Below are 26,053 nucleotides of genomic sequence, written 5' to 3' on the forward strand. Positions count from 1 at the left end.
GGATTCAGTTTACGGGCTCTTGCCGCGGAGTACGCGACTCCACACCAGATCGTTGCTTCGCGACAGCTTGCCCAGGAAGTTGGTGCCGCCAAAACCAATGCGGTCCTTCAGGTTTGCGGGGGAGAGGCGCAGCAATAGCCAGCGGAGGCTATGGCGACGGATGACTACATCCTGCACGGGCCCCTGCTCGAAGAAATATTGCATGCTGTGCGGCGTTCCACCGTAGATGATCAAATCTTTGATTTTGATGTTGATCTCATTTTCGATGAAGTGGGAGCGCATGACAGTAACGAGCGAATCCTTCTCATAACCGGCTGTGTTCATCTGCCAGTGCATCACGGTGGTTTGTTCGCTGCGCCAGCCTCCGAGCAGGCTCAGCCAGCGGCCTTCGCTCGTCCGCACGCCCATTACGAAGCCACCCCGGAGAGTGTTGGAGCTCTCCCACCGACGCCGAAACTCGGCATCTTCAATGGGATTGAGGGAGCCTGCGTTCAGTTGACTCAACTCTTCGTTGCTAATGATATTGCGCACGTCTGGAATGAACTCATAGTCCAACTTCTTCGCGAGACGTCGACGGTAATACATCAGGTTGAATCGCGTTGACTTACCCAGCTTTGCGAGGGTCTTCTCAAAGGTGTCTTCGAGTGGCAGGTGGGTTTCAATCATGCGGGTGCGGGTAGCCCACAAGTAGTTGCCGTTCGAGCGCATATCGCCTTCAACTAGCTCCGTCCCCCCCACTTTGAAACTCATCATGGCCACGGATGCCTTGCGCTCCATCAGCAGACGCAGAGACTCGGAAACGGCTTGAGCACGATGTTCTTCCAGCGAGATGACAGAGCGTAAACCGCTGGTGTCCGGCGTTGTGTAGATACCGGTTCGGAAGCCTTTTACTTTGTACTCCGCGAAGGTGACTACATAAGCGAGGTCTTCGGCTTTCAAGTTTGTGAGGCTGCCGTTGTACCCACAGATCCCAAGCACCATCACAAAACGTTTGTGCCTTGCGTCATTTCCCTTCAGGAAGTGCCCCAGCCAATGCATCCCACCGGGCTGATTGCAGTTGACCGCAAACTGCTCCAGCACAGGAGAAAGTTCGAGGATGTTGGAGACATCTTCGACAAAAACACCGCTGACCTGCAGACCTGATATGTGCATGCGCGACAAGAAAACGTCCATAACCGGAGTTGCCGGAAACCGCTGATTTGTCCATCAACGATGAAAGGGGGTATGAGTGCTTTCCTGAGAAGCAACTCTAGCCGGATTGCATGCTCAACCCTTTTAAACTGTCTCAAACATAAGGCGCGCCACGACATTTTTGCAATGACGAAAATGACGCACGATGTTTGTTGCAAGCAACTGCCAGTTTTGCAAGGCACTACAAGCGATTTGTTCCCATGGTAAAAAGTGCGCCAAACTATCGTCAAGCGATGTTTTGGTGAGGTGCTTGGCTTGACTCTACTTTGTTGATGGCGGCGATAAGGGTTGGCGCAATCTTACTCTTGGTTCGCTATGGCTTGAATTTGGGAAATAAATATTGGCTGCTTTGTAACAAAAGCTTGATTTGCCATGCCGAAAGTATCTGCAAGGGAGATAGCTACCAGTGGTGAAACCACTGGTAGCTATGGCTTACTTACGGATGTCCTGCTTGAAGCAACTCCTCTTACAGTCCTTTGCCTGCGTCCTGGGTTTCCTGTTCAAGCGACAGGCCTGCCATCGATTGACCGTACTCCAGCAGTGTGACCATGAAGACGCCGCCGCAGATGTTGCCGAGCACGGCGTATAGCAGCCAGTGCGGATAGGCTGTCCAAATGATCTCGTGGCGAAGGACGGCGGTGATGATTTCGCCAGAGGTCGCGATGCAATGGGCGAAGCTGCCCAGGCCGACGACAAAGGTCAGGACCCAGATGATCATGACGGAGCCGGTGATGGAGTGGGACCCGCTGACCAGCCAGGCGGTGGTGGCGATGATCCATCCGCCCATAACGCCGGACCAGAAGATCGCTGCGGGGTGCACGGCGGCGGAGTCCATACCCATCTGCGCGATCGCGTGGACGATGGGTTGCGGCAGCGCTGGCGTTAGCGCGATGAGCGAAGCGAAGAGGAACGCTCCCAGAACGTTCGAAGGCAGGACGATGCTCCAGAGGCGCATCGTGTTCCAGAACTGCTTCTTTTCGGCGAGCACCAGAGCGACCGGGTAGAGCGTGTTTTCGGTGAAGAGTTGCGAGCGCCCGAGGATGACCACGATGAAGCCGAGCGGGTAGAACATACGCGAGAGGATGAAGGCGTGTGCGCTGTTGCCCAGCGTGGCCATGATGATGCCGACGCCGAGCGCGGAGAGCCCCATGAACATGCCGCCGGTGACGCCGGAGATGGCGAGCGAGAGCGAGGTGCGCTTCAGCTCGGATTCGGCGTTGCGGGCGACCTGCTTGTAGATCTCTTCGGCGCTGGGGCGCTCAAGGTTCTTCTGCGAAGCTTCCTGGGGTGGCTGGGGTTCCGGCTGCTGCTCGCTTTCAGGCGAGGTCGCGTCCGTGGGCCGGGTGAGGCTGTCGACGGGAGAAGTCTTTTCGTCTGGCAAAGGGGCGGCCTCGAGTGTGGGATGCTTCGAGACCATGAGATGCGTGTGGAGCTGCAGGCGGCTATGCGCTAGGCGGCAGAGGCCTGTAGTTCGCCTTCGGCGAGGCTGAGGGCCTCGGCGTCATCCTGTTCCTGCGGTTGCGTGGCGCGCGTGGCGAGCTCCCAGGCGGAGCGGTCGCGGAGCAGACGCTGGACGAGCGCGGTGTGCATGGCGTGGCCGGCGCGTTCTGCAACGACACGTCCCCAGATGCGTTTGCCTGCGAGAGCGAGGTCGCCGATGAGGTCGAGCACCTTGTGGCGAACGAACTCGTCGGAGAAGCGCAGCGGGCCATTTTTGACGCCTGTTTCGCGGTCGGTGGCGAGCTTCGAGAGGATGATGGCGGACTGGTCGCTGACGCCGCGGATGAGGCCCATGTTGCGCAGCATCGGCTCGTCTTCGATGAAGCCGAAGGTGCGGGCGGGGGCGATCAGGCTGGCGTAGTCGCCTGCTTCGAGGTCGCCGGCGAAGGTCTCGTGGCCGATCGGCGAGGGGAAGTCGATCATGTAGTCGATCTCGTAGCCTTCACCGGGGTAGACACCGATGAACTTGGCGTTGGGGCCTTCGCCTTCTCGGACTTCGACGGGCTTCAGGATGCGGATGTACTCGCGCTTGCGGCGCTGACGCTTGAAGCCAGAGGCCAGCATCGCTTCGACGTAGGGACGGGCCGAGCCGTCGAGGATGGGCACTTCGAGGTTGTCGATTTCGACGATGACGTTGTCGACGCCGAGGCCGACGAGCGCGCTGAGCAGATGTTCGGTGGTGGAAATGAGCACGCCCTGGCGCATCAGCGAGGTCGCGTAGCTGACCTTGGCGACGTTGCGGCCGTTGGCGGGAATTTCGTAGCCGTCGAGGTCAGAACGGCGAAAGACGATGCCGGAACCGGCGGGAGCAGGGATCAGGCGCATCGAGACTTCGGCACCGGAGTGGAGTCCCACGCCGGTGAAGGCCAGCGGCCCGGCGATGGTCTGCTCGAATTGGGTTTCTATCGCCAGCGTTCTCTTCCTGCCCGACGGAGGGGGCAACGCAACGTTACATCTCCGTCGTAGAGGCAAGAGTAGCGCGGTCAAGGATGACCGGTGTGTGGCATTTTTGCCACAGGTGGCGGATCGGATTCCGGCTAGAAGAGGCGTTCGGAGCGGCGCAGATTGCCTGCCGAGCCTATGTTGATGAGCGTAAACGAGAAGCGGTAGACGCCTTCGTTTCGGGTGGAACCGAGTTCGTACTTGCGGTACTCGACGGAGAGGCCGCAGCAGTTCCAGTTGTAGCTGGTCTGGAGCGAGCCGTACTGCAGGCTGGCGTTGTCGAGGTCGATTCCGGCGTTGGCGGCGGCCGCGAAGCCCGGCTTGGTGGGGGCGCCGTAGCCGAGCAGGAAGCGCATCTGCTGGAAGGTCGAGTTGGCCGAGGATTGCAGGGTCGAGGTGTTCTTGGTCGTGTTGATGATCTCTGTGTACGAGCGGCCGGGGGCGTTCAGGTTGGCGTAGGAGACGCCGCCGAACCACTGGTTCTCATGCACGTCGAGGAAGACGTTATTGCTGGTGAAACGCTTCGCGCCGGGGTCAAGGTCGAAGTCCCACTCAATGTCCGTGTGGCCCGAGGTGCGGAAGCGCATCCGCGAGACGACCGGCGAGATATCGCGCGGCTCGGTGAGGTAGGCGATGCCGCTGAGGTCCAGCGTGGCGTCGAAGATATTCCGTCGGCTGTTGATGACCGCGCCGCCGAAGCCGGGGTCAAAGAAGCGCTTTTCGGCGACCTTCCACGAGAACCACTCCTTCTGCTGCGGCGTTTGCGGTTTGCAGGTGGTTTTGGGATGGTGACCGCTGGCGCGTGTGGGCAGGTCGGCGGCGGTCGCGTCGGCAGAGGTGATGCCGTTGGCGTCTGTATCGCTGGTGGAGGTGGGCAGGAAGCTGTCATGCGCGCCTGTGCTGTCGCTGGTGGCGGTCTTTGCGTCGGACTGGACGGGGCAATCGTTCGCAGAGGCCTTCTTTGGCCTGGCGCGGAAGTAGAGGTGCTGGGTGACGCCGTACTCGAGTTCGTTGGTGTCGGAGGCGAGATCGACATCGTCAAAGCGCAGGAGGCTGAGGAAGTTGTCGATGCCGCGCACGTTGCGATAGGTGAGCTCTGGCTCGATAGTGTGGCGGACCTCGGTGCCGAAGTACTTCTGCCAGCGGGTCGGCACTTCGAAGGTGCGTTCCAGCACGGGCGCGCGCAGGTCGAGCTTCATATCGAGCGAGGTGCGATCGACCGGGACGTTCACCTCCACGGGAGTCGCTGCGGCACCGTAGGGGGTCGTGCGGCTCTTGGAGTAATGGGTTTCGCGAAGCGCGATGGAGCCGACGCCATTCCAGCCTTCGGCGTGGAACGGGAGAGCGAGTTCGCCACGGATGTCGGCGCGAGGAACGACACCCTGCGTGCTGAAGTTGGGCTGCACGCGCTTCAGGCCGCCGACGGAGGCGTTCACCGTCCAGAGGAACGGAGTGCGGCCGAGGTGGTGGTCCATGGAGTTCGCTTCGAAGGTGGGCGCGTGGAAGATGCGGACTTCCTGCCCGGCGATCGCCTGCCCTGCCGAGTTGGTGTACGGCACGCGCTTCAGGCCCTGGTAGCGTTCGAAGCGCCCGTCGAAGATGAAGCCGTTGGTGGTGTGCGAGATGTAGGCCAGGGAGGTGATGTCGGAGCTGACGGCCTGGTTGAAGTTGTTGTTGAAGGCCTCGCGGTAGACGTAGGAGCTGAGGTACTCAGCGTCGCCGACGGCGCGGGTTTTCTGCGTGAAGTCGCGCCGGAAGCTGCCTGTGACGTCCTGCCCGCCCTGGTTGATGTAGAAGCCATTGGTGTCGTAGTAGCCGCGGTCCTGGAGCGCGGAGAAGTGGGCGCTGGCGAAGTCGAGGCCACGGCCGCGGTAGCGGAAGGTGCCGGACTCGGAGAAGCCGCGGGAGGAGAAGTACTCGAAGCCTGCGGTGAGGTCGGCGGAGCGACCGAGCACGAGGTAGACCTGTTCGCCGAAGATGAAGCCTTTGGTCGAGGACTGGCTGATGACGGGGATCAGCAGGCCGCTCTGGCGGGCGGTGGCGTCGACCGGGTGCGTGACGTACGGGAGGAAGAGGATGGGGACGTTCAGCAGGCGGAAGGTAGAGCCGGAGGCGTGCGCCTTCTGGTCATCGACCCAGATGTGGCTGGACGAGAGAAGCCAGTCGGGCTTGGGGAGCTGGCAGCTCGTGACCCAGCCGCTGTAGACGTCGTAGCGTGTCGCGCCGGTCTTGACGACCATCTTGCCGCCGAAGAGAAACGCCTGCGGCTGGTGGTTGAGGATGGCTGCGCCGTTGTGCATCCCGACGGAGCCCTGCACGTCGTAGAAGCGGCCGGTGCCGGAGCGGATGTTGTACGAGCCCCGGCTGGCGGTGATGGACTCGTCGTTGTCGTCGGTGGTCAGGTGCAGATGGCCTTCGGCGGTGGCTTCTCCGGTGGCTTCGTTGTAGGTGACGGTGTCAGCGCGAAGGGTGCGTCCACGGTAGTGAACCTCGACGGAGCCGTCGAGCAGAAGGGTGTCGCCGTGGCGGGATTGGGTGTCGCTTTCGAAGACTGCGCGGTCGTCAGCGGGCAGCGCGGGCGCGTAGGGAATGGCTCGCGGGACGGTGCTGAGGTCGGGAAGACCAGCGCTGGAGGTATCTACCACGGCAGGAGGTGCCGATTTCGTCACCTCCTGTGCTGCGAGATGTTGATGAAAGGCAGCCGGTGCGATGGTACTTATGAGGAACAGGGCCCCGTTCCAGCGAAGACTGCAGCGCCGCGAGAGCTTCACGAGCGATGCGCAGATTGAAGTCGGTCGAGCCACTGAGATTGAGATTAGACCATTGCGCGGGCATCGCGTAGTGGACAAAAGCCAGCAGGGGTGACGGACGTGAGCATTGGTGGAGGAGCGCAGCGGGAAACAGTGGCCGACGAGAGCCAACTCCTGCTCACGGGTACGGACGGAGCTGCAGGCAGCGGGCTGAAACAGGCTGTGGCAGAACGGCTTGCGGCGCACCGCAATCGCCGCGCCACCGAACAGGCCCACGCCGAAGAGAGCCAGGCGATGGCGATGGCCCGGGCAGAGCGCGTTCGCAAAGAAAGCCGCCGTGGAGCCAGTCTGGTACGCGATGCCGTGGCCGCACGCTACGAACAGAGCCAGAGCTACCGAGAGTTTCTTGCTGCCGAAGCCGAACGGGCGATTCAACAGGCACAGGCAGAGGCCGAAGTGGCCGCGCTGACCATGCGCGCCGTGGCCGAAGCCCAGCAGAAGCTGCTGGATGAGCTTGCCGAGTACGACCGGCCCAAGCTGGTGGTTTCCGAGTTTGTCCCGGAGCCGATGAAGGCTGAGATTCGTTCAGAGCTGGCGCATGAGCTGGCAGACATTGTGCTTGGCGCGCAGGAGTTAATCGCCGAGCCGATAGGGTTGTCGATTGTTGAGCAGCCGATGATTTCGGAAGCTGCTCCGGCGATTTCCATGCCCGTGGGCAAGGTCTCCGTGCGCATGCCGGAAGAGTTTGCGGCGAAGTCGCGGACCGATAGCGTTCGTCAGAGCCGGATCGTGGAGCAAAGCCCGGAAGAGCTGGCCGAGCTTGAGGACGAGATCGCATTCCGTCTGGCCCCGGAGTTTGCTCCGATGGCGATGGAGCTGACGCCGATCCCGGCCAACATCATTGAGTTTCCGCGGCAGTTGATTGCGCCACGCAAGGCGCGTCCCCGACTGGCAGAAGGCCCGTTGATGGACGAACCGCAGGCAGAGACCTCGGCAGCCTCTCCGCAGCTCCGCATCTTTGAGGTGGAAGCCGATCAGGTTGCGATCGAGCCGGAGCCGGTCGAGAGCTTTCAAGGCGCGCCGGAGTGGCAGAGCCTTCTGCTTGAGTCCTACGTTTCGGTAGAACATCCGACGCCGAACGAGGCACAGGCGCAGTTCACCTTTACGCCGCAGCCTGCACCGATGCAGCGCCGCGTGATCGCGGTGGCGGTGGACGGCATGTGTGTGGCGACGGCGTACCTGCTGTTCGCTACCGCTGTGGCTTATATCTGTGGCCCGAACCTTGCGGCTTCAAAAGCGAGCACGCTGGCGGGCGCTTCGGCAGCGGTAATTGCGCTCTTTTACCTCGCCTATCAAATGCTGTTTTTCACGTTCTCGGATGCGACGCCGGGTATGCGCTACGCGCACATCGCTCTGTGCACGTTTGGCGATGACTATCCGACTCGCAAGGAGATGCGCCGCCGCACACTGGCGAACCTGCTGGCGGCTTGCCCGCTGGGGCTGGGGTTTGCGTGGGTGCTGCTGGATAACGATCGGTTGGGATGGCATGACCGAATCTCGAGAATGTATCAGCGTGCTTACTAAAGCGCCGAAAAAATTCACCTAATCAAAAATATTGCTGACGTCCGGTTTTCAAAACCGGACGTCGCTGCGTGCGCCGGGTCTATTTGGGAATAGATTGCAGTTTTTGATATCGCATGGGGGGCAGTCGTCGTACGATGAAGACACGATTACTCCAGCAATAGCAATAATTTCCGTCGTCCGTTGACAGAGATTTCTTAGGTGCATGATGCCGCATTGGCAATTTGACCCCGCATCTGTGTTCTTAGCGGGTACGGCCGTAGAACTGATGTTTGCGTGCACGATGCTTGTGATTGCTCTGAGCGATCGGCGCACGCAGGGAACACGCTGGTTCAGCGCGATGGCGGCATTGAATCTGGTCGGCACGTCGTTTCGTCTGTGGCACGGTCGTGACGACCGCCTGATTTGGGATATCCGCTTCGCTGCGTGGGCTCTGCTGACGGGCTTTCTGATGCATGGGGGTGTTCAGTGGTTCGCTGCGCGCCGCAAGCCAAAGTACCAGCCGTGGATACTTCTTGTAACCGTGGTTTTGTTCCTTTGCGGGATCAATCCGGGCTCCAGACAGCTTGAGATCCTGTTCCTGCTGCGAGTTGCCGCCCTCGCGCTGTATGGGCACATGATGTGGATGCTGTGGCGGCCAAAGCTTGTGGCCCTGCAAACGGCGACCCGCTGGAGCGCGTTCTCCCTTGTTCTGATGGCACTGCTGCGGATCGTGCGGATGCTCATGCATCTTGGACTGCTCCCTGCTGCCTCGTCGGCTGGGCTGGACCATCTCCGGGAGCTTGGCCTGGCCGCCACGATGTTTACGGAACTGTCGTTTGTGGCCCTGTACGTTGCGGAAGTGAAGATGCGTCTGCATGAGGAGACGCGTATCGACGTGCTGACGGGGTTGAAGAACCGCCGGGCGTTTGAAGAGTTGGCGCAGCGTGCGGTAGAAACCGCGGTGGCGCGAGGCTACGCGCTTTCCATGCTGATGCTGGACCTTGACCACTTCAAGACGCTGAACGATACCTGGGGCCATGTGGTGGGGGACCGCGCGTTGAGCCTGGTTGGCTCCGTGCTGGTGAACACGATGGGTGACGGGATGCTCGTCATGCGGCTGGGTGGCGAAGAGTTTGCGGTCCTGCTGCCTGAGATGGAGATGGACGAAGCGCAGGCTGTTGCGGAGACGCTGCGCGCTGCGGTCGCAAAGTTGAAGCTGAGCCAGGATGGCGAAGAAGTTTCGGTGACCGCGTCGCTGGGAGTGAGCTCTCTGCAGCGGGGCGAAGTGACGTGGCAACTCATGTTGCAGCGCGCGGACGTAGCTCTGTACAGAGCGAAGGCTGCGGGCCGCAATCGTGTGGAGCGCTGCGTTGCAGGAACGCATCCTCCGATGCCGCACTCGGGTGAGATGTCGGCGTGGCAGAGGATGTTTCGCGGGCAAGGGCCGTTGCTGTAGCTGCTTGCTGCGGGGCTATTCGCCGAGAGCTTTGCGAAGGACGCCATGGGCCTGCGCGAGCTTTGCTTCGGCGCTGGTGCGGTCCGTCGATTGCTTCAACATGACGATGGCGATTTTGACGCTCATGCCTGCGCTCCGCAAGGTTTCTGCAGCAAGCGAAAGGTCTGCGCCGGTGGCGTCCGCGACGATGCGCTCGGCACGTTTGACGAGTTTTTCATTGGTCGCGCGGACGTTGACCATCAGGTTGCCGTAGGTGGCTCCGGTACGCACCATCACGCCGGTCGAAAGCATATTGAGCACCAGTTTGGTGGCCGTGCCGGCCTTCATGCGTGTGGAGCCCGTGACCACTTCTGGGCCGGTGACGGGCGTGATGGCGATCTCGGCGGCCTGCGCGAGCGCGGAGTTGGCGACGCAGCTAAGACCGATGGTGAGAGCGTTGAGGTTGCGCGCGTATTCGATGGCACCGAGCACGTAGGGCGTGCGTCCGCTGGCGGCGATGCCGACGAGTGTGTCGTTTGAGGTGAAGCCTGCGCTGTGCAGGTCGTTGGCTCCGGCGACGTGTGAGTCTTCGCTGTGTTCGCTGGATTTGCGCAGTGCGCTGTCGCCACCGGCGATGAGCCCCTGGACGAGGGAGGGGTCTACGGAGAAGGTGGGAGGGCACTCGCTGGCGTCCAGTACGCCGAGGCGGCCGCTGGTTCCTGCGCCGATGTAGAAGAGTCGGCCACCGTGCTGGAAGCGGTCGGCGATGCGGTCGACGGAGGCGGCGATCTGCGGCAACTCTGCGCGAACGGCAGCGGCGATCTTTGCGTCTTCGTCGTTGATCGTGGTGAGCATTTCGAGCGTCGACATGCTGTCGAGCTGCTCGCTGGCGCGGTTGCGCTGCTCGGTGGAGAGTGCGGCGAGGTCTTCCGCGGAAATGGCCATGCTGGGATCATCGCGCAGTGGAGAGGTGGGATGCAATGAAGTTACGGCTAATAGCGGCATGGAAAAAGGCGATGAGGCTGGTGGGGCTGCGAAACTCTGTGGGACGATAGAACGATGGCGGACGGAGAAAGTTCAACCGAATTGCAGGCTGCGCATTCTTCTACAGTGGCGTGGCAGTCAACGGAGTTTCGAGCCTTTGCCGCATCGCGGCTGTTGGGCACCATCGGCGCGGAAGCGCAGGCCGTTGCGGTGGCGTGGCAGGTGTATCAGCTGACGCACTCTGCGCTGGCGCTGGGATACACGGGCCTCGCGCTGTTCCTGCCGGGCATGTTCTTCGTGCTGCCTGCGGGGCACCTGGCAGATTTGGCTGATCGTCGCTCGGTGATTCTTGGCTGCTACACGATGCAGCTGCTGGCGACGGCTTCCCTTCTGCTGCTCACGCTGCACGGCATCCACAACATCTGGGCGGTGTATGGCCTTCTGTTTCTCATCGGCACAGGGCGTGCGTTTGCGGGGCCGGCGCAGTCGTCGATTCTGCCATCGCTGGTGCCGAAGGAACACTTTCTGAACGCGGTGACGTGGGGCGCAAGCATCTTCCAGACGGCGAACGCGTTGGGGCCGATGGTGGGCGGCTTGCTGTTCACGCTGCCGCTGGCGAAGTGGTTTCCGAAGATCGGGCATCTACAGGGCGCGCCCATTGTGTACTGTTTCACGCTCTGTGCGTTTGCGTTGTTCCTGGTGAGCATGCTGCGGATTCATCCGCGTGAGGCTGCGGAGAAGAAGGGTTTCACGATGGGCGCGGCGCTGGACGGGCTGCGTTATGTGGTGAAGACGCGCCTGCTGCTGGGTTCGATCTCGCTGGATCTATTTGCGGTGTTGTTTGGCGGCGCGGTGTCGTTGCTGCCAATCTTTGCGCAGGATGTTCTGCACGGCGGCGCGCAGGCGTTGGGTCTGCTGCGTGCGATGCCGAGTGTGGGTGCGTTGCTGGTCTCGCTGTTGCTCTCGTTGCGACCGCTGAAGCGTCGCGCGGGGCGCACGATGCTGATGTGCGTGGGCGGCTTTGCGACAGCGACGATCGTCTTTGGCCTGAGTCGCAGTGTGTGGCTGAGTTGCGCGGCTCTGTTCGTTACAGGCGCGTGCGACATGGTGAGCGTCGTGGTGCGGCAGAGCATTCTGCAGTTGGCGACTCCACCGGAGATGCGTGGCCGCGTTTCGGCGGTCAACTGGCTGTTCCTCGGCGCATCGAACGAACTGGGTGAGTACGAGAGCGGCGTGACCGCGTACTGGCTGGGCGCTGTGCGTGCGGTGGTTGTGGGCGGTGTGGCAAGCCTTACGGTGACCGGGCTGTGGAGTGTTTTCTTCCCGGCGCTGCGCCATGCTGATGAACTGACGCCGGAGAGTTTGCGTGCGGTCGAAGCGCAGTTCGCCACGACCGAGCCCATGCAGTAGGCTGGTCTGGATCGACCAGAGTTTAGAAGGAGTTTTGCCGATGACCAAGGGAGCAAAGGTTGCGCTGGCCTCTGTCGCCGCGCTGATACTGGCGGTGGGGATTGAGGTCACCTACATCAAGCATAAGCGTGCGGTAGAAGCGAACGAGCCAACGGCTTCGACGCAGCCGCAGTATGGGGCTTCGCGCAAGCTGACGGCGGATGATGATGTTTATCTTCGCAAGCTGCGTCCGGACTCGCTGAAGGATGCGCGTTCGCTGATCGGCAAGACGGTGTGGGTGTCGGCGGGCGACCAGCTGGATTACTACGTGGACACGGGCAACCATGTTGATTACTCGAAGCCTGCAGGCGTGCTGAAAGGCGCGGAGCCGCTCGAGATCAAGGCTGTGTTTGAAGAAAAGGCACCGGACTCAGGCCGCGCGGTGCAGCGTATTTCCGCGGGCGAACGCCATGTGCTGTTTGCGTTCACCATGCCGAAGGGCGAGAACCCGAAGCAGCTTTATGCGGTGGCGACCGGTCATTACGAAGGCGGCATTTACGAGTTCATCAACGATGAAGTTTTCTTTTACGACGATCCGCACACGCTGTACAAACACTGGAGTGCCGATGCCTGGGCGCATGTCGATAAGCATGAGTGCGCGGTGGGCATGAGCGAGAACCAGTGCATGCTGGCGCTCGGCCAGACGATTGACCCGCACGGCGACACGATGGGCGATCGCAGCGTGACGTACCAGAACGGTGGGCATCCTGTGACGGCAGACTTTGTGAATGGTAAGGCTGTGAAAGTGTCGAAGGACAGCTAGCTATACGGTAAGCGTAGAGAGACATGAGACAAAGGCAGACAGTAGACAGTAGAGAAAAGCGATGGCCGCCTCATGAGGCGGCCATCGCTTGTTTGCTGCTCTTTACTGTCTACGCTCTACTGTCTTTCTGCTCGCCCTCTACCGAAAGAGCAGGGGCAGAATGGTGACGAGGTTCTCGCGCCAGACGGGCCATTGGTGGGCTCCGGGTGTTTCGTTGGCCTGGAGGTTGTAGCCCTTGGCCTTGGCCCACACGGCGAAGTCGCGGTTGGCTTGCAGCAGATGGTCGTCGGTTCCGACAGAGGTCCAGAAGAGCTTGTAGTTAGCGGTCTTCGGATTGACGTTGGGAGCGAGTTTGTCGAAGTCATGCAAGTGCAGCGCGGCGCTCATGCCCGCGACGTAGGCGAACTGCTCCGGATGGCGCAGGCCGAGGGTGAGAGTTTCAAGGCCGCCCATCGAAAGCCCGGCAACGGCGCGGTTCTCGCGGCCTTTGGCGGTGTTGTAGTCGTGCTCTACGGCGGGCATCACTTCGGTTTCAAGCGAGTCGATGAAGCGGTCGGAGTTGAGGCTGACGCGGTCAGGTTGCTCCCACTGCCCGAAGCCGCCGGTGAGGAAGGTCCAGTCCCCGTAGCCGAGCGGCATGACGACGATCATGGGCTTGGCCTTGCCGCTGGCGATCATGCTGTCGAGCACGAAGTGCGCTCGGCCAACCGAGGTCCAGGCCTTGTTGTCGTCGAGGTAGCCGTGCAGAAGATAGAGCACGGGATAGCCCCCTTTTTTCTTTGCGTCGTAGCCTGCGGGCGTGTAGACGAGGTACTCGCTCTGGTTGCCCGGAAGGTTCAGGGCGACGTGCGTGGTGAAGCGGTGCAGCGTGAGCGTGCCGTGTGCGACGTCGGCGAACTGCCATGGCTCGGCGGGTGTGCCGGGCACGGTGACGAGGCTCTCAAGGCCCATGAAGCTGTTGTGTACGTCCCGCTGCACGGGGTCGGGCTGGTGGACGCCATCGACGAGGAAGGCGTAGTCGTAGATCTCTGGCCGCAGCGCTGCGGTGGTCACGCTCCAGATGCCGTCGTCGCCGCGCGTCATGGGCAGCGGTTTCAAGAGAGTGTCGATCGTGAGCTTTACGTCCTGCGCGTTGGGTGCTGCGACGCGGAAGGTCACGGTGTGATCGGCATGCACTTCGGCGGAGCGACCGAGCAGGGATGGCGGCGGCAGTGGCGCCTTGGCTGGAGCTGCGCTCTGCGCGATGGCGAGCGGGGACACAAGGGCAAGTGTGGCGATCAACAGGCTCTTCATACCCGGAGTGTACGCCTGTCGTTGCCGTGGAGGTGGCCGCCGGAAGCCGCTGAGAAAGGGAACGCGGTAAAGCACAAAGGGACACGGTAGCTTGCAGCCGTGTCCCTCTTGCGATGCTTTGTTGTGCAGGATCAGCCTGTGTTGCGAAGGCCTGCGCTGATGCCGTTGATCGTCGCGGTGATGGCGCGGTCGAGCTCTTCGCTTCCCTCGCCTGCGCGCTTGCGGCGCAGCAGCTCCACTTGCAGCAGGCTCATCGGATCGACGTACGGATTGCGCAGCCGGATGGAGTTGGAGAGAACTTCGTTGCGCTCGAGCAGCTCGGTCTGGCCGGTGACGGCGAGGACCATGCGGCGCGTGCGATCGAACTCATCGGAGAGCATGGTGAAGACGCTCTCACGCAGCGCTTCGTCTTCGACGAGCGTGGCGTAGTGGCGAGCGATGCCGAAGTCGGCCTTGGCCAGCGCCATCTCGACGTTGCGGATCATGTCGAGGAAGAGCGGGAAGCTTGCAGCCATCTCCTGCAGCAGCGTGAGGCCGCCACCGTAGCGGTTGGCAAAGGTTTCGAGCGCGTGACCGACACCAAAGTACGCGGGCACGACGTGGCGAGACTGCATCCAGCCGAAGACCCACGGAATGGCGCGGAGGTCGGCCATGGAGCGCTTTTTGGTGGCGCTGGCGTCGGCTCGTTTGGCCGGGCGCGAGCCGATGCGGGCGTGCTCAAGTTCGGCGACCGGAGAGCCCTGCTCGAAGTAGGTGAAGACGTCGGCGTTGTCGACGATGTGCTTCTGGTAGAAGGCGAAGCTGTCGGCGGAGAGCTCGTCGAGCGCGGCCTCCCAGGAGCTTTCAATCGCGCCGGTGAGATGCGTGGTGTTCTCGACGGTCCGGTCGGGGCGTGCGATGGCGTCGAGCGAGGCGGCGATCATCAGTTCGAGATTGCGTTCGGCAAGGACGACGTCGGAGTACTTCCAGTGCAGCACCTCGCCCTGCTCGGTGAGGCGGGCTTCGCCGGTAAAGCTTTCGAGCGGCTGCGCGTAGATGGCGCGGTGCGTGGGGCCGCCGCCGCGGCCGACTGTGCCGCCGCGACCGTGGAAGAGCCGCAGCTTCACACTGCACTCACGGGCGACCTCGTGCAGCGCACGGTGGGCCTTCCAGATCTGCCAGGTGGAGGCGATCATGCCGCCGTCCTTGTTGGAGTCGGAGTAGCCGAGCATCATCTCCTGGCGGCCGTTCCAGGAGGCCAGCAGCGGCTTATAGGCTTCGCTGGTCCAGAGCTCGCGGCAGATGGCGGGAGCGCGTTCGAGGTCTTCAATCGACTCAAACAGCAGCACAGGTTGCAGGCCGGGATCGTCCTGCGTTCCTTCGACGTGAACGCCGCTGGTGCGCGAGAGCCAAAGCACGCGCAGCGCATCCTCAGCGTTCGATGCGCCGGAGACAACGTACTGCGTGATGCTGTTTGGTGACGCGCGTTTGAAGTCGGCGACGGCGCGAAGCGTGTTGACGACTTCGGCGGTCTGCTCAGAGATAGCGGGTGGCAGCTTGCCGTCTTCGCTCCAGGAGTTCAGCTCGCTGACCGCGACTTCGTGCACGCGGGCGTGCTGGCGAATGTCGAGCGTCTGCAGGTGCAGACCGAAGGTGCGGACCGCGATGATCAGCGGCGAGATGTACTTCTCTGCAAGGCGTGCGCCGTGGTTCCGGGTGAGCGAGCTCCACAGCAGCGTGAGGTCGGCGAGAAACTCCGTGGCGTGCAGGTACGGCGGCAGCGCGGCGTACTTGCTGAGCGCGAGGTTGCGGAACATGCTGGACGCGGGCGCGCCGCCGAGGCGGAGCGTCATGGCGGCGAGGTGGAAGCGGACAGCTTCGTTCGGCACCTTGTGCAGCGCGTGTCCGTGTCCGGCCAGCTTCAGCTCGTGCAGGGTCTCGTCGAGGCGGGCGCGCAGCTCGTCGGAGACAGGCGCCTGGTGCTGCGAGGAAGCCAGCTCGTCGAAGATGCTGTTCAGTTCGCCGAGGTAGTAGCGGAAGAGCAGGTCGCGTCCCATGCCGAGTGCTTCGGCGGTGGTGTCTGCGGTGACGAAGGGGTTGCCGTCGCGGTCGCCGCCGATCCAGGAGCCGAAGCGGACGAGCACGGGAAGGTCGAGCAGGCTGAAGTGCGTGTCCGGGTCTTCGTGCGGGAACTCGGCGTCGAAGGCCGCGGCGAGCTCGCGGTAGAGCGTGGGCACGGTGGCGAAGATGGACGCCTCGTAGTAGTCGAGGCCCATGCGGATTTCGTCGCGCACGGTGGGGCGAGCATTGCGGACATCGTCGGTCTGCCAGAGTGCGGTGATCTCGGCGAGCACCTCTTCGGCCAGCTCGTCGAGTTCGCTGGCGGGGACGGCGATGCCGTCGAGTTGCTGTAGCAGATCCGAGATGGAGCGGCGCTTGAACATCACGCTGCGACGCGCCACTTCCGTGGGGTGCGCGGTGAAAACGGGCGTGATAACGATGTCGGCGAGCAGCTCGAGTACCGCTTCGCGCTGGTAGCCTGCTTCGCGCAGACGGCGCAACGTGCCGCGGAAGCTGCCACGCTGCAGGTTGGCGGTGCCGTTCAGCAGACCGGCTCTGCGACGGCGCTTGCGGTGGTTCGTCTCGGCCAGGTTGGTGAGTTCGAAGTAGAACGCGAAGGCGCGTGCCACCTGGTAGGCGCGGTGAGGATCGGCGGCGATGGCGTGGGTCAGCTCCAACGCCTCGGCCAGCGCGCGGGTGGCGGCCTCATGGTCGCCAGCGGAGTCGGCCTCGCGCCGGGCGATGGTGGTGCGACGCAGGTTCTCTACCGCGTCGAAGAGTTCGTCGCCGCCCTGCTCACGCAGTACCTGGCCCAGCAAAGAGCCGAGCGAACGAACGTCGCGGCGCAGAGGCGCCTGCTTGCTTTCAAAGTCCCGGGCTTCGAAGTCGCGAAGCCGATCGGCCCACGAGGCCGGAGTCCACAGCGATGACATAGTTTGATTCTCCCATGCGATTACCGGTTAGTCGCGCTGCTGTCTCGCTTCATGCACCTTCAACTGCACGTAGGCGGCCTCGATGAGCGGCGTGTCAACGCCTTTCTCGCGGCCTGCGAGCAGAATGTCGCCGATGATCTGGTCGGCTTCGACCGGGAAACCGCGCGTCAGGTCGCGATACAGCGAAGCGGTGAAGTTCGCGCCCTTTTCGGTGAGGCGTTTGCGGATCATCGTTTCGGAAGCCGCGTCCGGCGCATAGCCGTTGGCCGTGGCGATGCTGGCGGCTTCATCGATCACGCGGTTTTGAAAGCGGAAGCCGATGCGGTCGAGCGTGTCGAGGGCTTCGATCTCGCCGATGGTGCCGCGGCCGAGCACGTTGATGGAGACGGTGGAGGCGAGCAGCATCCACTTCACCCACATGGAAGCGTTGATGTCCGGTGCGAGGATCGCGTGAAAGCCTGCGCCCTGCATGGTTTCGTCGACACGGCGGATGCGATCGGTGGCGGCAAGATCGCGCTCGCCGTAGGCGATGTCGCTGAGCGGCGTCATCTGAACGATGGCTCCGGTGTCGGGGTCGATGTCGCCGACGATGCGGCAGAGGCCGCCGAGAACGTGCTCGCGGCCAAAGCGTGCGTCGAGCTTGGCGAGGTGGCTCATGCCGTTCAGCAGTGGCAGGATCAGCGTGTCAGGGCCGACGGCTGCGGCGAAGTCATCGAGCGAGGCTGCAAACCCATAGGCCTTCACGGCCAGCAGGATGAGGTCAAAGGCCGGGGTGTTGGCGAGCTCTGCGGCGGTGATCAGCTTTGGTTCTGCGATGTGCTGCTCGCCGGTTGGCGTGCGCAGCGTCATTCCGTTCTGGCGAAGTTGCTCGGCACGCTTGCCGCGGACGAGAAAGGTGACGTCCCGGCCCGCGAGTGCGAGTTTGCCGCCGTAAAAGCCGCCGGTCGCGCCGGCCCCGATAACCAGAATCCGCAATGCTTACTCCTGAGCCGGGAGGTTATGCAACGAACGGGCGGGACGGATACTCTGTTTCTTGTATGAGCACTCACACCGCCGAACTCGCGCCCGACTACTTCAGCTTATTCTCTCTGCCACGCCACCTGAACGTCGACCTGGCGGCGCTGGAGAAGACTTTTTACGCGCAGTCGCGGCGTCTGCACCCGGACCGCTTCGCGGCGAAGCCTGCGGACGAGCAGGAAGCCGCGCTTGCTGCGAGTTCGCGGCTGAACGATGCCTACCGAACGCTGAAGGAGCCGGTTTCGCGCACGGAGTATCTGCTCTCGCTCGAAGGCGTGCAGATGGAGGAGCAGTCGCGCGCTGCGACCGACGCCGCCAAGGCTGCAGGCACGGCCAAGAAGCAGGTCGCGCCGCCCGACCTGCTGGAAGAGGCGTTCGAGTTGAACATGCAGCTCGAAGAGATGCGCATGGCGAAGAAGATGGGCGAGGACGATCCCGCAACGCGCTCTGATCTGGAAGCCGCCCGTGCGCGCTTTACCTCGATGCTCGATGAGCTTGGCGAGCAGTTGCAGGGCTTGTGGAAGGACTGGGACGCGGCGGAAGACGCGGGCGATGACGCGGCGAAGTTGAAGGCACGCGATGCGATGGTCGCGCTGCTCAACCGCCGCTCGTATGCGCGGAATCTGGTGCGTGATGTGAACGAGGCACTGGAGTAACCTGCGTAGCGATCTGGATTCACACAGAAAATCCTCAGCTTCTTCAGATTCACGCGCGTGCTACACCGGTACGGATGCTGCGCCGCTGCCTTTTCCTGCTGACTCTTTGTGTCTTTGTTTCGCTGACTGCTTCCGCGCAGGTCCGGCCCGAGTGGACGCGCCCGCTTGCGCCGTTTCAGATCGCTGACAACCTCTACTACGTCGGCAGCGAGGACCTGGCGGCGTATCTGATCGTCACGCCGAAGGGCAACATCCTCATCAACGCGAACCTTGTTTCGTCGCCGCCGCAGATCCGCGCGAGCGTGGAGAAGCTGGGGTTTCGATGGGCGGACACGAAGGTTCTGCTCAACGGGCAGGCTCACTTCGACCACATGGCTGGGGCTGCGGAGGTTCTGCGCGAGACCCACGCGAAGAACATGGTGATGGACTCTGATGTGCCGGTGGTCGAGAGCGGCGGCAAGGCTGATTTTCTTGCCAGCACAGGTTCGATTCAAACGTATCCGCCAGCGCATGTGGACCGTGTGTTGCACGATGGCGATACGGTGACGCTGGGCGGCTTCACGCTGACCGCGCATAAGACCGCGGGCCATACTCGCGGATGCACGACGTGGACCTTCCGGGTACACCTTCGCGGTGAGCCTGCGGGTAAGCTACGCAACGTCGTGATCGTGGGCGGAACAGGCTTCTGGTCGGATTTTCACTTTGTAGCGAAGCCCGGTACGCCGGAGTCCTACCCCGGGATTGCGCAGGACTTTGAGCACACGTTTGCGACGCTTCATGCGCTGCCGTGCGACATCTTCCTTGGCGAGCACGGGAAGTACTTTGACCTGAGCGCGAAGCTGCCGAGGCTCAAGAGCGAAGGCCCGCGCGTCTTTCTGGACCATAAGGGCTATGAACGATTTGTGAGTGACTCTGAAGCCGCGTTCCGCGAGGAGTTGGCCCGCGAGCAGGCGAAGTAGTGGAGGCAGCTTCGCCTCCGTTTTGGTGGCAGGTGACAGGCAAACACTTTTGACGGCAGAAAAGTGGTTCGCGCACTTCGAGGGCGGCATCCATACAATAGAGCGTGGTGCGCGTGATCGATTTCCGCGCCTGCTTTTGGAGAAACAGTTTGGAAGAGACAACACATCGCGTCGTCGGCATTGACCTGGGAACCACGAACTCGCTCGTAGCGATCATGCAGGGCGGTGCGCCGATCGTGATCCCCGGCGAAGATGGCTTGGCGATTGTGCCGAGCGTGGTGGCGTTCGATCAGGAGACGACGGCGGGTTTCGCGGTGGGCAACGCAGCGCGCGATCTTCTGCTGACCAAGCCGGGCAACGCTGTTTACTCGGCCAAGCGACTGATGGGGCGCGACCTTGCGGACGTTGAGCCGGAGCTGAAGCTGTTTCCGTTCAAGCTGGCCGAAGGGCTGAAGGCTGGCGAGGTGTTGAAGCTGAACGTTGGTGGACTGACGCTCACTCCGCCGGAGATTTCAGCGTACGTTCTGCTGCAGTTGAAGAAGAACGCGGAGCGTTTTCTGGGCGGCGAAGTGACGAAGGCGGTCATTACGGTTCCGGCGTACTTCAACGACGCGCAGAGACAGGCGACGAAGGACGCTGGCCGCATCGCGGGGCTGGATGTACTGCGCCTGGTGAATGAACCGACGGCAGCGGCGCTGGCGTATGGCCTGGACAAGAACGCTGACGGCACGGCGCGCGCAGGCATCATTGCGGTCTATGACTTCGGTGGTGGCACGTTTGATATTTCCATCCTGAAGCTGCACGAAGGCATCTTCGAGGTGATCTCGACGGGTGGCGATACGCATCTCGGCGGCGACGATATCGACAACCTTCTGCTGGCGGTGGCGATGGATGACATCCGCGGCGATCTCGGCGTGGATGTTGCGGCCGACCCGGCTGCGATGCAGGCGTTGCGCAAGGCTGTCATCGATGCAAAGATCGCGCTGAGTGCGAATGATTCAGCGCGGCTTGCGGTGGAGTTGGGCGAAGGCAAGCTCTATGCGCGTGAGATTTCGCGCGAGCAGTTTGAAGGCTTGATCGCTTCGGTGATCGAGCGCACGGCTGGGCCCGTGAAGCAGGCGTTGAAGGACGCCGGGCTTGCGCCGGAGCAGATTGACGAAGTGGTGATGGTCGGCGGTTCGACGCGCATCCCTGCGGTGCGCACGCTGGTGAGCGGTCTCTTCCACCTCGAAGTGCGAGGCAAGAAGCTGCACACCGAGCTGAACCCGGATGAGGTCGTCGCGCTGGGCGCAGCGGTACAGGCGCAGATTCTTTCCGGCACCGAGCACGCCGCGACGAACGACCTGCTGCTGCTGGACGTGACTCCCCTGTCGCTCGGTATCGAAGCGCTGGGTGGCGTGGTGGCAAAGATCATTCAGCGCAACTCGACGATTCCGGCGAGTGCGACGGAGCACTTTACGACGGGCGTGGACGGGCAGACGAACGTAGCGATCCATGTGTTGCAGGGCGAGCGTGAGTTGGCGAAGGATTGTCGCTCGCTGGCGCGCTTTGACCTCAAGGGCATTCCGCCGATGGTCGCCGGCCTGCCGCGCATCGAGGTAAAGTTCCTGATCGACGCGAACGGCATTCTGCACGTAAGCGCGAAGGAGCAGCGCAGCGGTCAGCAGGCCCAGGTTGAGGTGAAGCCGACCTACGGTCTTACCGACGAGCAGGTGGAGACGATGATTCTCGACTCGTTCGACAACGCTGAGTCCGACATCACGGCGCGTCAGGTGATCGAAGCGCGCAACGAAGCCAATACGATTCTGGAAGCCACGAAGAAGGCGCAGCAGCAGCCGGTCTGGCAGCAGCTCACGTCCGTGGAGCATGAAGGCATCAAGGGCGCGATCAGCGAAGTGGAAGCTTCTCTGAGCGATGAAGATTACAAGGTAATTCGCAACGCCATCGCGCAGTTGGACAAGCACACGCGGCGGTTGGCCGAGTTGATGATGGACTCGGCTGTCACCGGTGCGCTGGGTGGCAAGAAGATGGCGACGGCCGATGAAGGGCTGGGCGGAGATATCGGTGCGCCGACCACGGCCCCTCATGCGTTTGCCGCTGCGCAGATTGAAGACGCGCCCCAAAACGAGCTTGAAAGGGCGGAAGCAGATCCCGGAACGGCTGGGGCTTCCACCGAAGACTAGGCGCAACTTTTCAAAGCAATCCACTGAGATTTCAGTGCAATACACTAGGAACTGACTATGTCCGATCACGAATCCAAGCCGCTCCCCGAAGTTGACCTCTCAAAGCCTCCCGCGCCCGATATGGTGCGCGTAACCTTTCAGCCGGAAGGCAAGACCGTCGAGTTCAAGTTCGACACGCTGCCCTATGACGGGCATGGCCTGCCGATGAGCTTTCTCGACGTGGCTGAGAACTACGACGTCTTCATGGACCACGCGTGCGGTGGCGTTTCGGCCTGCACGACGTGCCACATTCATGTGCTGAAGGGCAACGAAGGTCTGTCGGAAGCGGAAGACCTCGAGCTTGACCGTCTCGACATGGCGCCAGGTCTGCAGCTCAACTCGCGCCTGGGATGCCAGTGCGTGATTGAGAAGCCGGGCGAATACCTCGTCGAGATTCCCAGCTGGAATAAGAACTATGTGCAGGAAGGCAAGCCTGTCGCTGGTGTGAAGAGCTAAGCGCAGCATGAAGAAGGATCTTCGCCTCGAACGCCTCGTCGATGTAACCGACGAGGCGTTTGCGCTTTTGAACGAGTACTACGAAGCCATCGACGTGGTCGTGCGCGATACGCGCGCCTCGCTGGAGGCTTTGGTTGCAGACAAGCGCAGCGGTGTGTGGCTGGCTTTTGCAGGGCAGCAGGCGATTGGCTGCGTAGTGTTGCGTCCGTTGTCTTCGGTTGCAGGTGCTTGCGAGTGCAAGCGTTTGTACGTGCGCGATGCGGCCCGCGGGCTGGGCGTGGCGACTCTGCTGATGGAGGCGCTTGAAGAGTTCGCGCGTACTGCGGGGTACAGCGCGGTCTATCTCGATAGCAAGGATGATTTAAAGGCAGCGATTGCGTTGTATGCTGCGCGTGGCTATGAGCCCTGCGCGCGGTATAACGACAATCCGCAGGCCACGGTGTTCCTGCGCAAGCTGCTCGTCTGAAGCGGTGTCACCTTTGGCAGGCTAGCAGCGGATGATCTTGTCGCTCACGATGCCGCGCGTGGCGTTGCGTGTGTCGATGAAGAGCTTGCTGGCTTCGACGAGTGCGGCGTAGTCATAGCTGGAGTGGTCGGTAGTGAGCACGACGGCATCGAAGTTGCTGACCTGATCGAGTGGCGTTGAGGTGCGTTCGAGCGCGTACTTGCGGCCGGTGCCGACCTTGTCGAAGAACGGGTCGTTGTAGCTGACGTCTGCGCCTGCCTGCTCGAAGAGTTGGATGACGGTGAGCGCGGGTGACTCGCGCAGATCGTCGAGGTCGCGTTTGTACGCCACACCGAGTACGAGCACCTTCGCCTGGGCAAGTGCGATGTGATTGCGTTCAAGTGCGCGGCGCGTGGTCTCAACAACGAACGCGGGCATGGCTTCGTTCACTTCGCCAGCGAGTTCGATAAAGCGTGTCTGCTGGCCAAACTGTTTCGCGCGCCACGTCAGATAGAAGGGGTCGACCGGGATGCAGTGGCCGCCGATGCCGGGGCCGGGGTAGAACGCCTGGAAGCCGAAGGGCTTCGTCGCAGCCGCATCGATAATCTCCCAGATGTCGAGGTTCATCGCAAGGCAAAGCTGTTTGAGTTCGTTGACGAGCGCGATGTTGACGCCGCGATAGATGTTCTCAAGCAGCTTGGTCATCTCGGCGGCTGCAGGGGAGCTCATCGAGACTGTGCGCTCAAAGACCGCGCTGTATAGGGCTGCGGCGCACTCGGTGGCGCGCTGGTCAAAGCCGCCGAGCACCTTCGGAATTGCGCGTCGCGGAGTGGTTGTGTTGCCAGGATCTTCGCGCTCAGGCGAGAACGCCACCATCACGCCACGGTCGTCCGCATCGTCGGTGCGAAGCACGCGCGCGGGGCCAAGACGTTCGAGCGTTGGCACAACGAGTTCGGCTGTGGTGCCGGGCCAGGTGGTGCTTTCGAGCACGACGAGTTGGCCGTTACAGACGTGTGGCGCAAGAGCTTCGACGGTGCTCGTGACGTAGCTCATGTCCGGCTCATGGTTTGCGAGCAGAGGCGTGGGCACGCAGAGCAGCAAGGCGTCGCACTCGCTTAGCTCTGCAATGTCGCTGGTGGCGCGGAAGCCGTGCGCACGAGCCTGAACGATGCTCAAGGCTTCGATGCGGTGGATGTAGGAGCGGCCAGCGCTGAGCGCTTCTACTTTGCTGCTATCGATGTCGAAGCCAAGCACGCGAAAGCCGCTGGTGACGAACTCCAGCGCGAGCGGTAGGCCAACGTAGCCAAGGCCGATGATGCCGATGAGCGCCTGGCGCGACTCGATGCGAGTTCGAAACTCTTCGACGAGGCTCATGCGCGTTTGGCGACTCCGAACTGCTCGCGATACCAGGCCACCGTTTGCTCCAGGCCTTCGGTGAAGCTCACAGCAGGTGTGTAGCCGAAGGCTTGTTGCGCGGCGGTGATGTCGGCGAGCGAGTTGCGAATATCCCCGGCACGCGCTTCTGTGTGCTGCGGCTTGCCTTTGTAGCTGGTCAGCTTCGCCATAGAGGTGTAGAGCGTGTTCAACGAGAAACGTTCTCCGCAAGCTACGTTGAACACGCGGCCAGCTACGTTCTCTGCAGGCGCATCCAGCGCAAGCAGATTGGCGTGTACGGCGTTCGCAACATAGGTGAAGTCGCGCCCCTGCTCGCCATCGCCTTGAATGACGGGCGTTTCCGCGCCTGGCTTCAGCATCGCCATGGCGAATTTTGCGATCACGCCGGAGTACGGTGAGTCTGGTGTTTGGCGTGGGCCGAAGATGTTGAAGTAGCGCAGGCAGACGGTTTCCATGCCGTAGACACGCGCGTAGCTCTGCATATAAATCTCACCGGCAAGCTTCTGCGCGGGATAGGGCGCGACAGGCGCAGGGTACATCGTCTCCACGCGCGGAAATCCGGGCTGATTGCCGTAGGCTGAGCTGGACGCGGCGTAGAGCACACGCTTTACGCCCGCAGCGCGCGCGCCTTCGAGAAGGTTGAACGTGCCGTCGACGTTCGAGACATGCGATGGTCGCGGGTTCTTCACGCTACGTGGAACGCTGGGCAGAGCGCCTTGATGAAAGATGCCATCGACACCTTTGCAAACGCGCTCGACAGTGTCGGGGTCAGCAAGATCGCCGACGATAAAGTCCACGCCCTTCGGTACGTTCTCGCGTCGTCCCGTGGAGAGATTATCGAAGCCAAGCACGCGGTCGCCACGAGCGATCAATGCTTCTGCAATATGCGAACCTACAAAGCCCGCGACACCAGTGATGAGAAACGTTCGCATAGCCTCTAGTTTATCGTGGCGCAGTGGATGCGACGTTTCTCGCCTGGTGAACTCGTCAATTGTGGAGAAGCTGAAGATATCGCCTATGGCTTAGTAAGAGTGTCCGAGAATCGGATGCGGCTCGTACGGCTCTTCGAGGCGCTTCCTCTCGTCTTCGGTCAGCTTCAGGTTCACGGCACCGAGTGCGTCTTCAAGTTGATACATCTTGCTGGCTCCGATGATCGGTGCGCTCACGCCCGGCTTTGCCATCACCCATGCCAGTGCGACCTGTGCGGGCTTTACGCCGCGGGCGGTGGCGATTTCTACGACGCGATCGACGACAGTGAAGTCGGAGTCGCGGTAGTACAGGTTGTGCGCAAAATCATCGGTGCGGGCTCGCGTGGTTTCGCTCTTACCGTCACCGCGTTTGCGCGTGCCGGTGAGGAAGCCGCGAGCGAGCGGGCTCCAGGGAAGGCAGCCGACGCCCGAGTCCTGACAGAGCGGAATCATCTCGCGCTCTTCCTCGCGGTAGGCGAGGTTGTAGTGGTTCTGCATGGTGACGAACTGCGCGAGGTGGTTTGTGCGCTGGAAGTGCAGCATCTTCTGGAACTGCCACGCGTACATGCTGGACGCACCGATATACAGGGCCTTGCCTGCACGCACGACATCGTTCAGCGCTTCGCAGGTCTCTTCGATGGGCGTCTCGCTGTCGAAGCGGTGGATCTGGTAGAGGTCGAGGTACTCAAGGCCGAGACGCTTGAGACTGGCGTCGATGGAAGCCATAATGTGCTTGCGTGAAAGCCCGCGGTCGTTCGGCGTATCGCTCATCGGGTTGAAGACTTTGGAGGCGATGACGAGGTCTTCGCGGCGCGCGCCGGCGTCGCGCAACAGCTTGCCGGTGACGCGTTCACTTTCGCCCAGCGAGTACATATCCGCGGTGTCGAAGAAGTTGATGCCTGCTTCCAGCGCACGTTGCACAAAGGGCCGCGACTCCTCTTCTTCCAGCACCCACTCGCGCCACTGTTTGGAGCCGTAGGTCATCATCCCCAGGCATAGCGCCGAGACGTTGACACCGGTGGTGCCGAGGCGGCGATAGGGCATGGTGGTTTGCGCGGAGTTCGTTTCACTCATGCAGGATTGGACGCAAAAG

The 26,053-nt window shown here is 62.0% G+C and carries 20 protein-coding genes; 9 read left to right on the forward strand and 11 right to left on the reverse strand.

Annotated features, from left to right (window positions below):
* Positions 1 to 9: 9 nt before the first annotated feature.
* The 4 genes from PW792_17010 to lptD form a co-directional block, all read right to left on the reverse strand.
* A complete protein-coding gene (locus PW792_17010) occupies positions 10 to 1,161 on the reverse strand; it encodes a hypothetical protein (GenBank protein ID MDE1163627.1) in 1,152 nt (383 codons plus the stop codon).
* A gap of 496 nt (positions 1,162 to 1,657) precedes the next feature.
* On the reverse strand, positions 1,658 to 2,572 hold the full coding sequence (locus PW792_17015) for a formate/nitrite transporter family protein (GenBank protein MDE1163628.1): 915 nt from the start codon (positions 2,570 to 2,572) through the stop codon (positions 1,658 to 1,660).
* 68 nt (positions 2,573 to 2,640) lie between these two features.
* The gene (gene lpxC / locus PW792_17020) at positions 2,641 to 3,603 is read right to left on the reverse strand and encodes a UDP-3-O-acyl-N-acetylglucosamine deacetylase (protein ID MDE1163629.1); all 963 of its coding nucleotides are present in this window, start codon (positions 3,601 to 3,603) and stop codon (positions 2,641 to 2,643) included.
* Between the two features lie 125 nt (positions 3,604 to 3,728).
* On the reverse strand, positions 3,729 to 6,302 hold the full coding sequence (lptD, locus tag PW792_17025) for an LPS assembly protein LptD (protein ID MDE1163630.1): 2,574 nt from the start codon (positions 6,300 to 6,302) through the stop codon (positions 3,729 to 3,731).
* Between the two features lie 201 nt (positions 6,303 to 6,503).
* Between lptD and PW792_17030 the strand changes: the two genes are divergently transcribed.
* Together PW792_17030 and PW792_17035 are read left to right on the forward strand one after the other, a co-directional pair.
* Positions 6,504 to 7,967 carry an RDD family protein gene (locus tag PW792_17030; protein MDE1163631.1) on the forward strand — a complete coding sequence of 488 codons (1,464 nt, stop codon included), beginning with the start codon at positions 6,504 to 6,506 and terminating at the stop codon, positions 7,965 to 7,967.
* A gap of 202 nt (positions 7,968 to 8,169) precedes the next feature.
* Positions 8,170 to 9,402, forward strand: coding sequence for a GGDEF domain-containing protein (locus PW792_17035; protein ID MDE1163632.1), 1,233 nt, complete (start codon positions 8,170 to 8,172; stop codon positions 9,400 to 9,402).
* A 15-nt stretch (positions 9,403 to 9,417) separates the two neighbouring features.
* Here the strand turns inward: PW792_17035 and murQ are convergent, their stop codons facing one another.
* Positions 9,418 to 10,326, reverse strand: coding sequence for an N-acetylmuramic acid 6-phosphate etherase (gene murQ, locus PW792_17040; protein MDE1163633.1), 909 nt, complete (start codon positions 10,324 to 10,326; stop codon positions 9,418 to 9,420).
* A 114-nt stretch (positions 10,327 to 10,440) separates the two neighbouring features.
* Here murQ and PW792_17045 point away from each other — a divergent pair, with 114 nt between their 5' ends.
* Entirely contained in the window at positions 10,441 to 11,775 is a 1,335-nt protein-coding gene (locus tag PW792_17045; protein ID MDE1163634.1) for an MFS transporter, read from the forward strand.
* 40 nt (positions 11,776 to 11,815) lie between these two features.
* Positions 11,816 to 12,577 carry a hypothetical protein gene (locus PW792_17050; protein MDE1163635.1) on the forward strand — a complete coding sequence of 254 codons (762 nt, stop codon included), beginning with the start codon at positions 11,816 to 11,818 and terminating at the stop codon, positions 12,575 to 12,577.
* Between the two features lie 138 nt (positions 12,578 to 12,715).
* On the opposite strand, the gene PW792_17055 is transcribed toward PW792_17050, so the two are convergent.
* The 3 genes from PW792_17055 to PW792_17065 all read right to left on the reverse strand — a co-directional run bounded on the left by PW792_17055 (position 12,716) and on the right by PW792_17065 (position 17,817).
* Positions 12,716 to 13,870 carry an alpha/beta hydrolase-fold protein gene (locus PW792_17055; protein ID MDE1163636.1) on the reverse strand — a complete coding sequence of 385 codons (1,155 nt, stop codon included), beginning with the start codon at positions 13,868 to 13,870 and terminating at the stop codon, positions 12,716 to 12,718.
* Positions 13,871 to 14,001: 131 nt separating this feature from the next.
* A complete protein-coding gene (locus PW792_17060) occupies positions 14,002 to 16,842 on the reverse strand; it encodes a phosphoenolpyruvate carboxylase (protein ID MDE1163637.1) in 2,841 nt (946 codons plus the stop codon).
* 27 nt (positions 16,843 to 16,869) lie between these two features.
* Complete coding sequence (locus PW792_17065; protein MDE1163638.1) at positions 16,870 to 17,817, reverse strand: ketopantoate reductase family protein; 948 nt, start codon at positions 17,815 to 17,817, stop codon at positions 16,870 to 16,872.
* 62 nt (positions 17,818 to 17,879) lie between these two features.
* Between PW792_17065 and hscB the strand changes: the two genes are divergently transcribed.
* The 5 genes from hscB (at position 17,880) to PW792_17090 (ending at position 22,618) form a co-directional block, all read left to right on the forward strand.
* Positions 17,880 to 18,515 (forward strand): Fe-S protein assembly co-chaperone HscB, encoded by a 636-nt coding sequence (gene hscB / locus PW792_17070; GenBank protein ID MDE1163639.1) that lies wholly within the window; start codon positions 17,880 to 17,882, stop codon positions 18,513 to 18,515.
* Positions 18,516 to 18,589: 74 nt separating this feature from the next.
* On the forward strand, positions 18,590 to 19,474 hold the full coding sequence (gene bla, locus PW792_17075) for a subclass B3 metallo-beta-lactamase (GenBank protein ID MDE1163640.1): 885 nt from the start codon (positions 18,590 to 18,592) through the stop codon (positions 19,472 to 19,474).
* A 149-nt stretch (positions 19,475 to 19,623) separates the two neighbouring features.
* Positions 19,624 to 21,657 carry a Fe-S protein assembly chaperone HscA gene (gene hscA / locus PW792_17080; GenBank protein ID MDE1163641.1) on the forward strand — a complete coding sequence of 678 codons (2,034 nt, stop codon included), beginning with the start codon at positions 19,624 to 19,626 and terminating at the stop codon, positions 21,655 to 21,657.
* Positions 21,658 to 21,714: 57 nt separating this feature from the next.
* Complete coding sequence (locus tag PW792_17085) at positions 21,715 to 22,152, forward strand: 2Fe-2S iron-sulfur cluster-binding protein (GenBank protein MDE1163642.1); 438 nt, start codon at positions 21,715 to 21,717, stop codon at positions 22,150 to 22,152.
* Between the two features lie 7 nt (positions 22,153 to 22,159).
* A complete protein-coding gene (locus PW792_17090; GenBank protein MDE1163643.1) occupies positions 22,160 to 22,618 on the forward strand; it encodes a GNAT family N-acetyltransferase in 459 nt (152 codons plus the stop codon).
* A gap of 21 nt (positions 22,619 to 22,639) precedes the next feature.
* Here the strand turns inward: PW792_17090 and PW792_17095 are convergent, their stop codons facing one another.
* The 3 genes from PW792_17095 to PW792_17105 form a co-directional block, all read right to left on the reverse strand.
* The gene (locus PW792_17095) at positions 22,640 to 23,971 is read right to left on the reverse strand and encodes a nucleotide sugar dehydrogenase (GenBank protein ID MDE1163644.1); all 1,332 of its coding nucleotides are present in this window, start codon (positions 23,969 to 23,971) and stop codon (positions 22,640 to 22,642) included.
* Positions 23,968 to 24,924 (reverse strand): NAD-dependent epimerase/dehydratase family protein, encoded by a 957-nt coding sequence (locus tag PW792_17100; protein ID MDE1163645.1) that lies wholly within the window; start codon positions 24,922 to 24,924, stop codon positions 23,968 to 23,970. Before PW792_17100 ends, PW792_17095 begins: the two co-directional genes overlap by 4 nt.
* A 90-nt stretch (positions 24,925 to 25,014) precedes the next feature.
* Positions 25,015 to 26,034, reverse strand: coding sequence for an aldo/keto reductase (locus PW792_17105; GenBank protein ID MDE1163646.1), 1,020 nt, complete (start codon positions 26,032 to 26,034; stop codon positions 25,015 to 25,017).
* Positions 26,035 to 26,053 lie beyond the last annotated feature (19 nt).

It is taken from the genome of Acidobacteriaceae bacterium (genome assembly GCA_028283655.1).
Taxonomy (GTDB): domain Bacteria; phylum Acidobacteriota; class Terriglobia; order Terriglobales; family Acidobacteriaceae; genus Granulicella.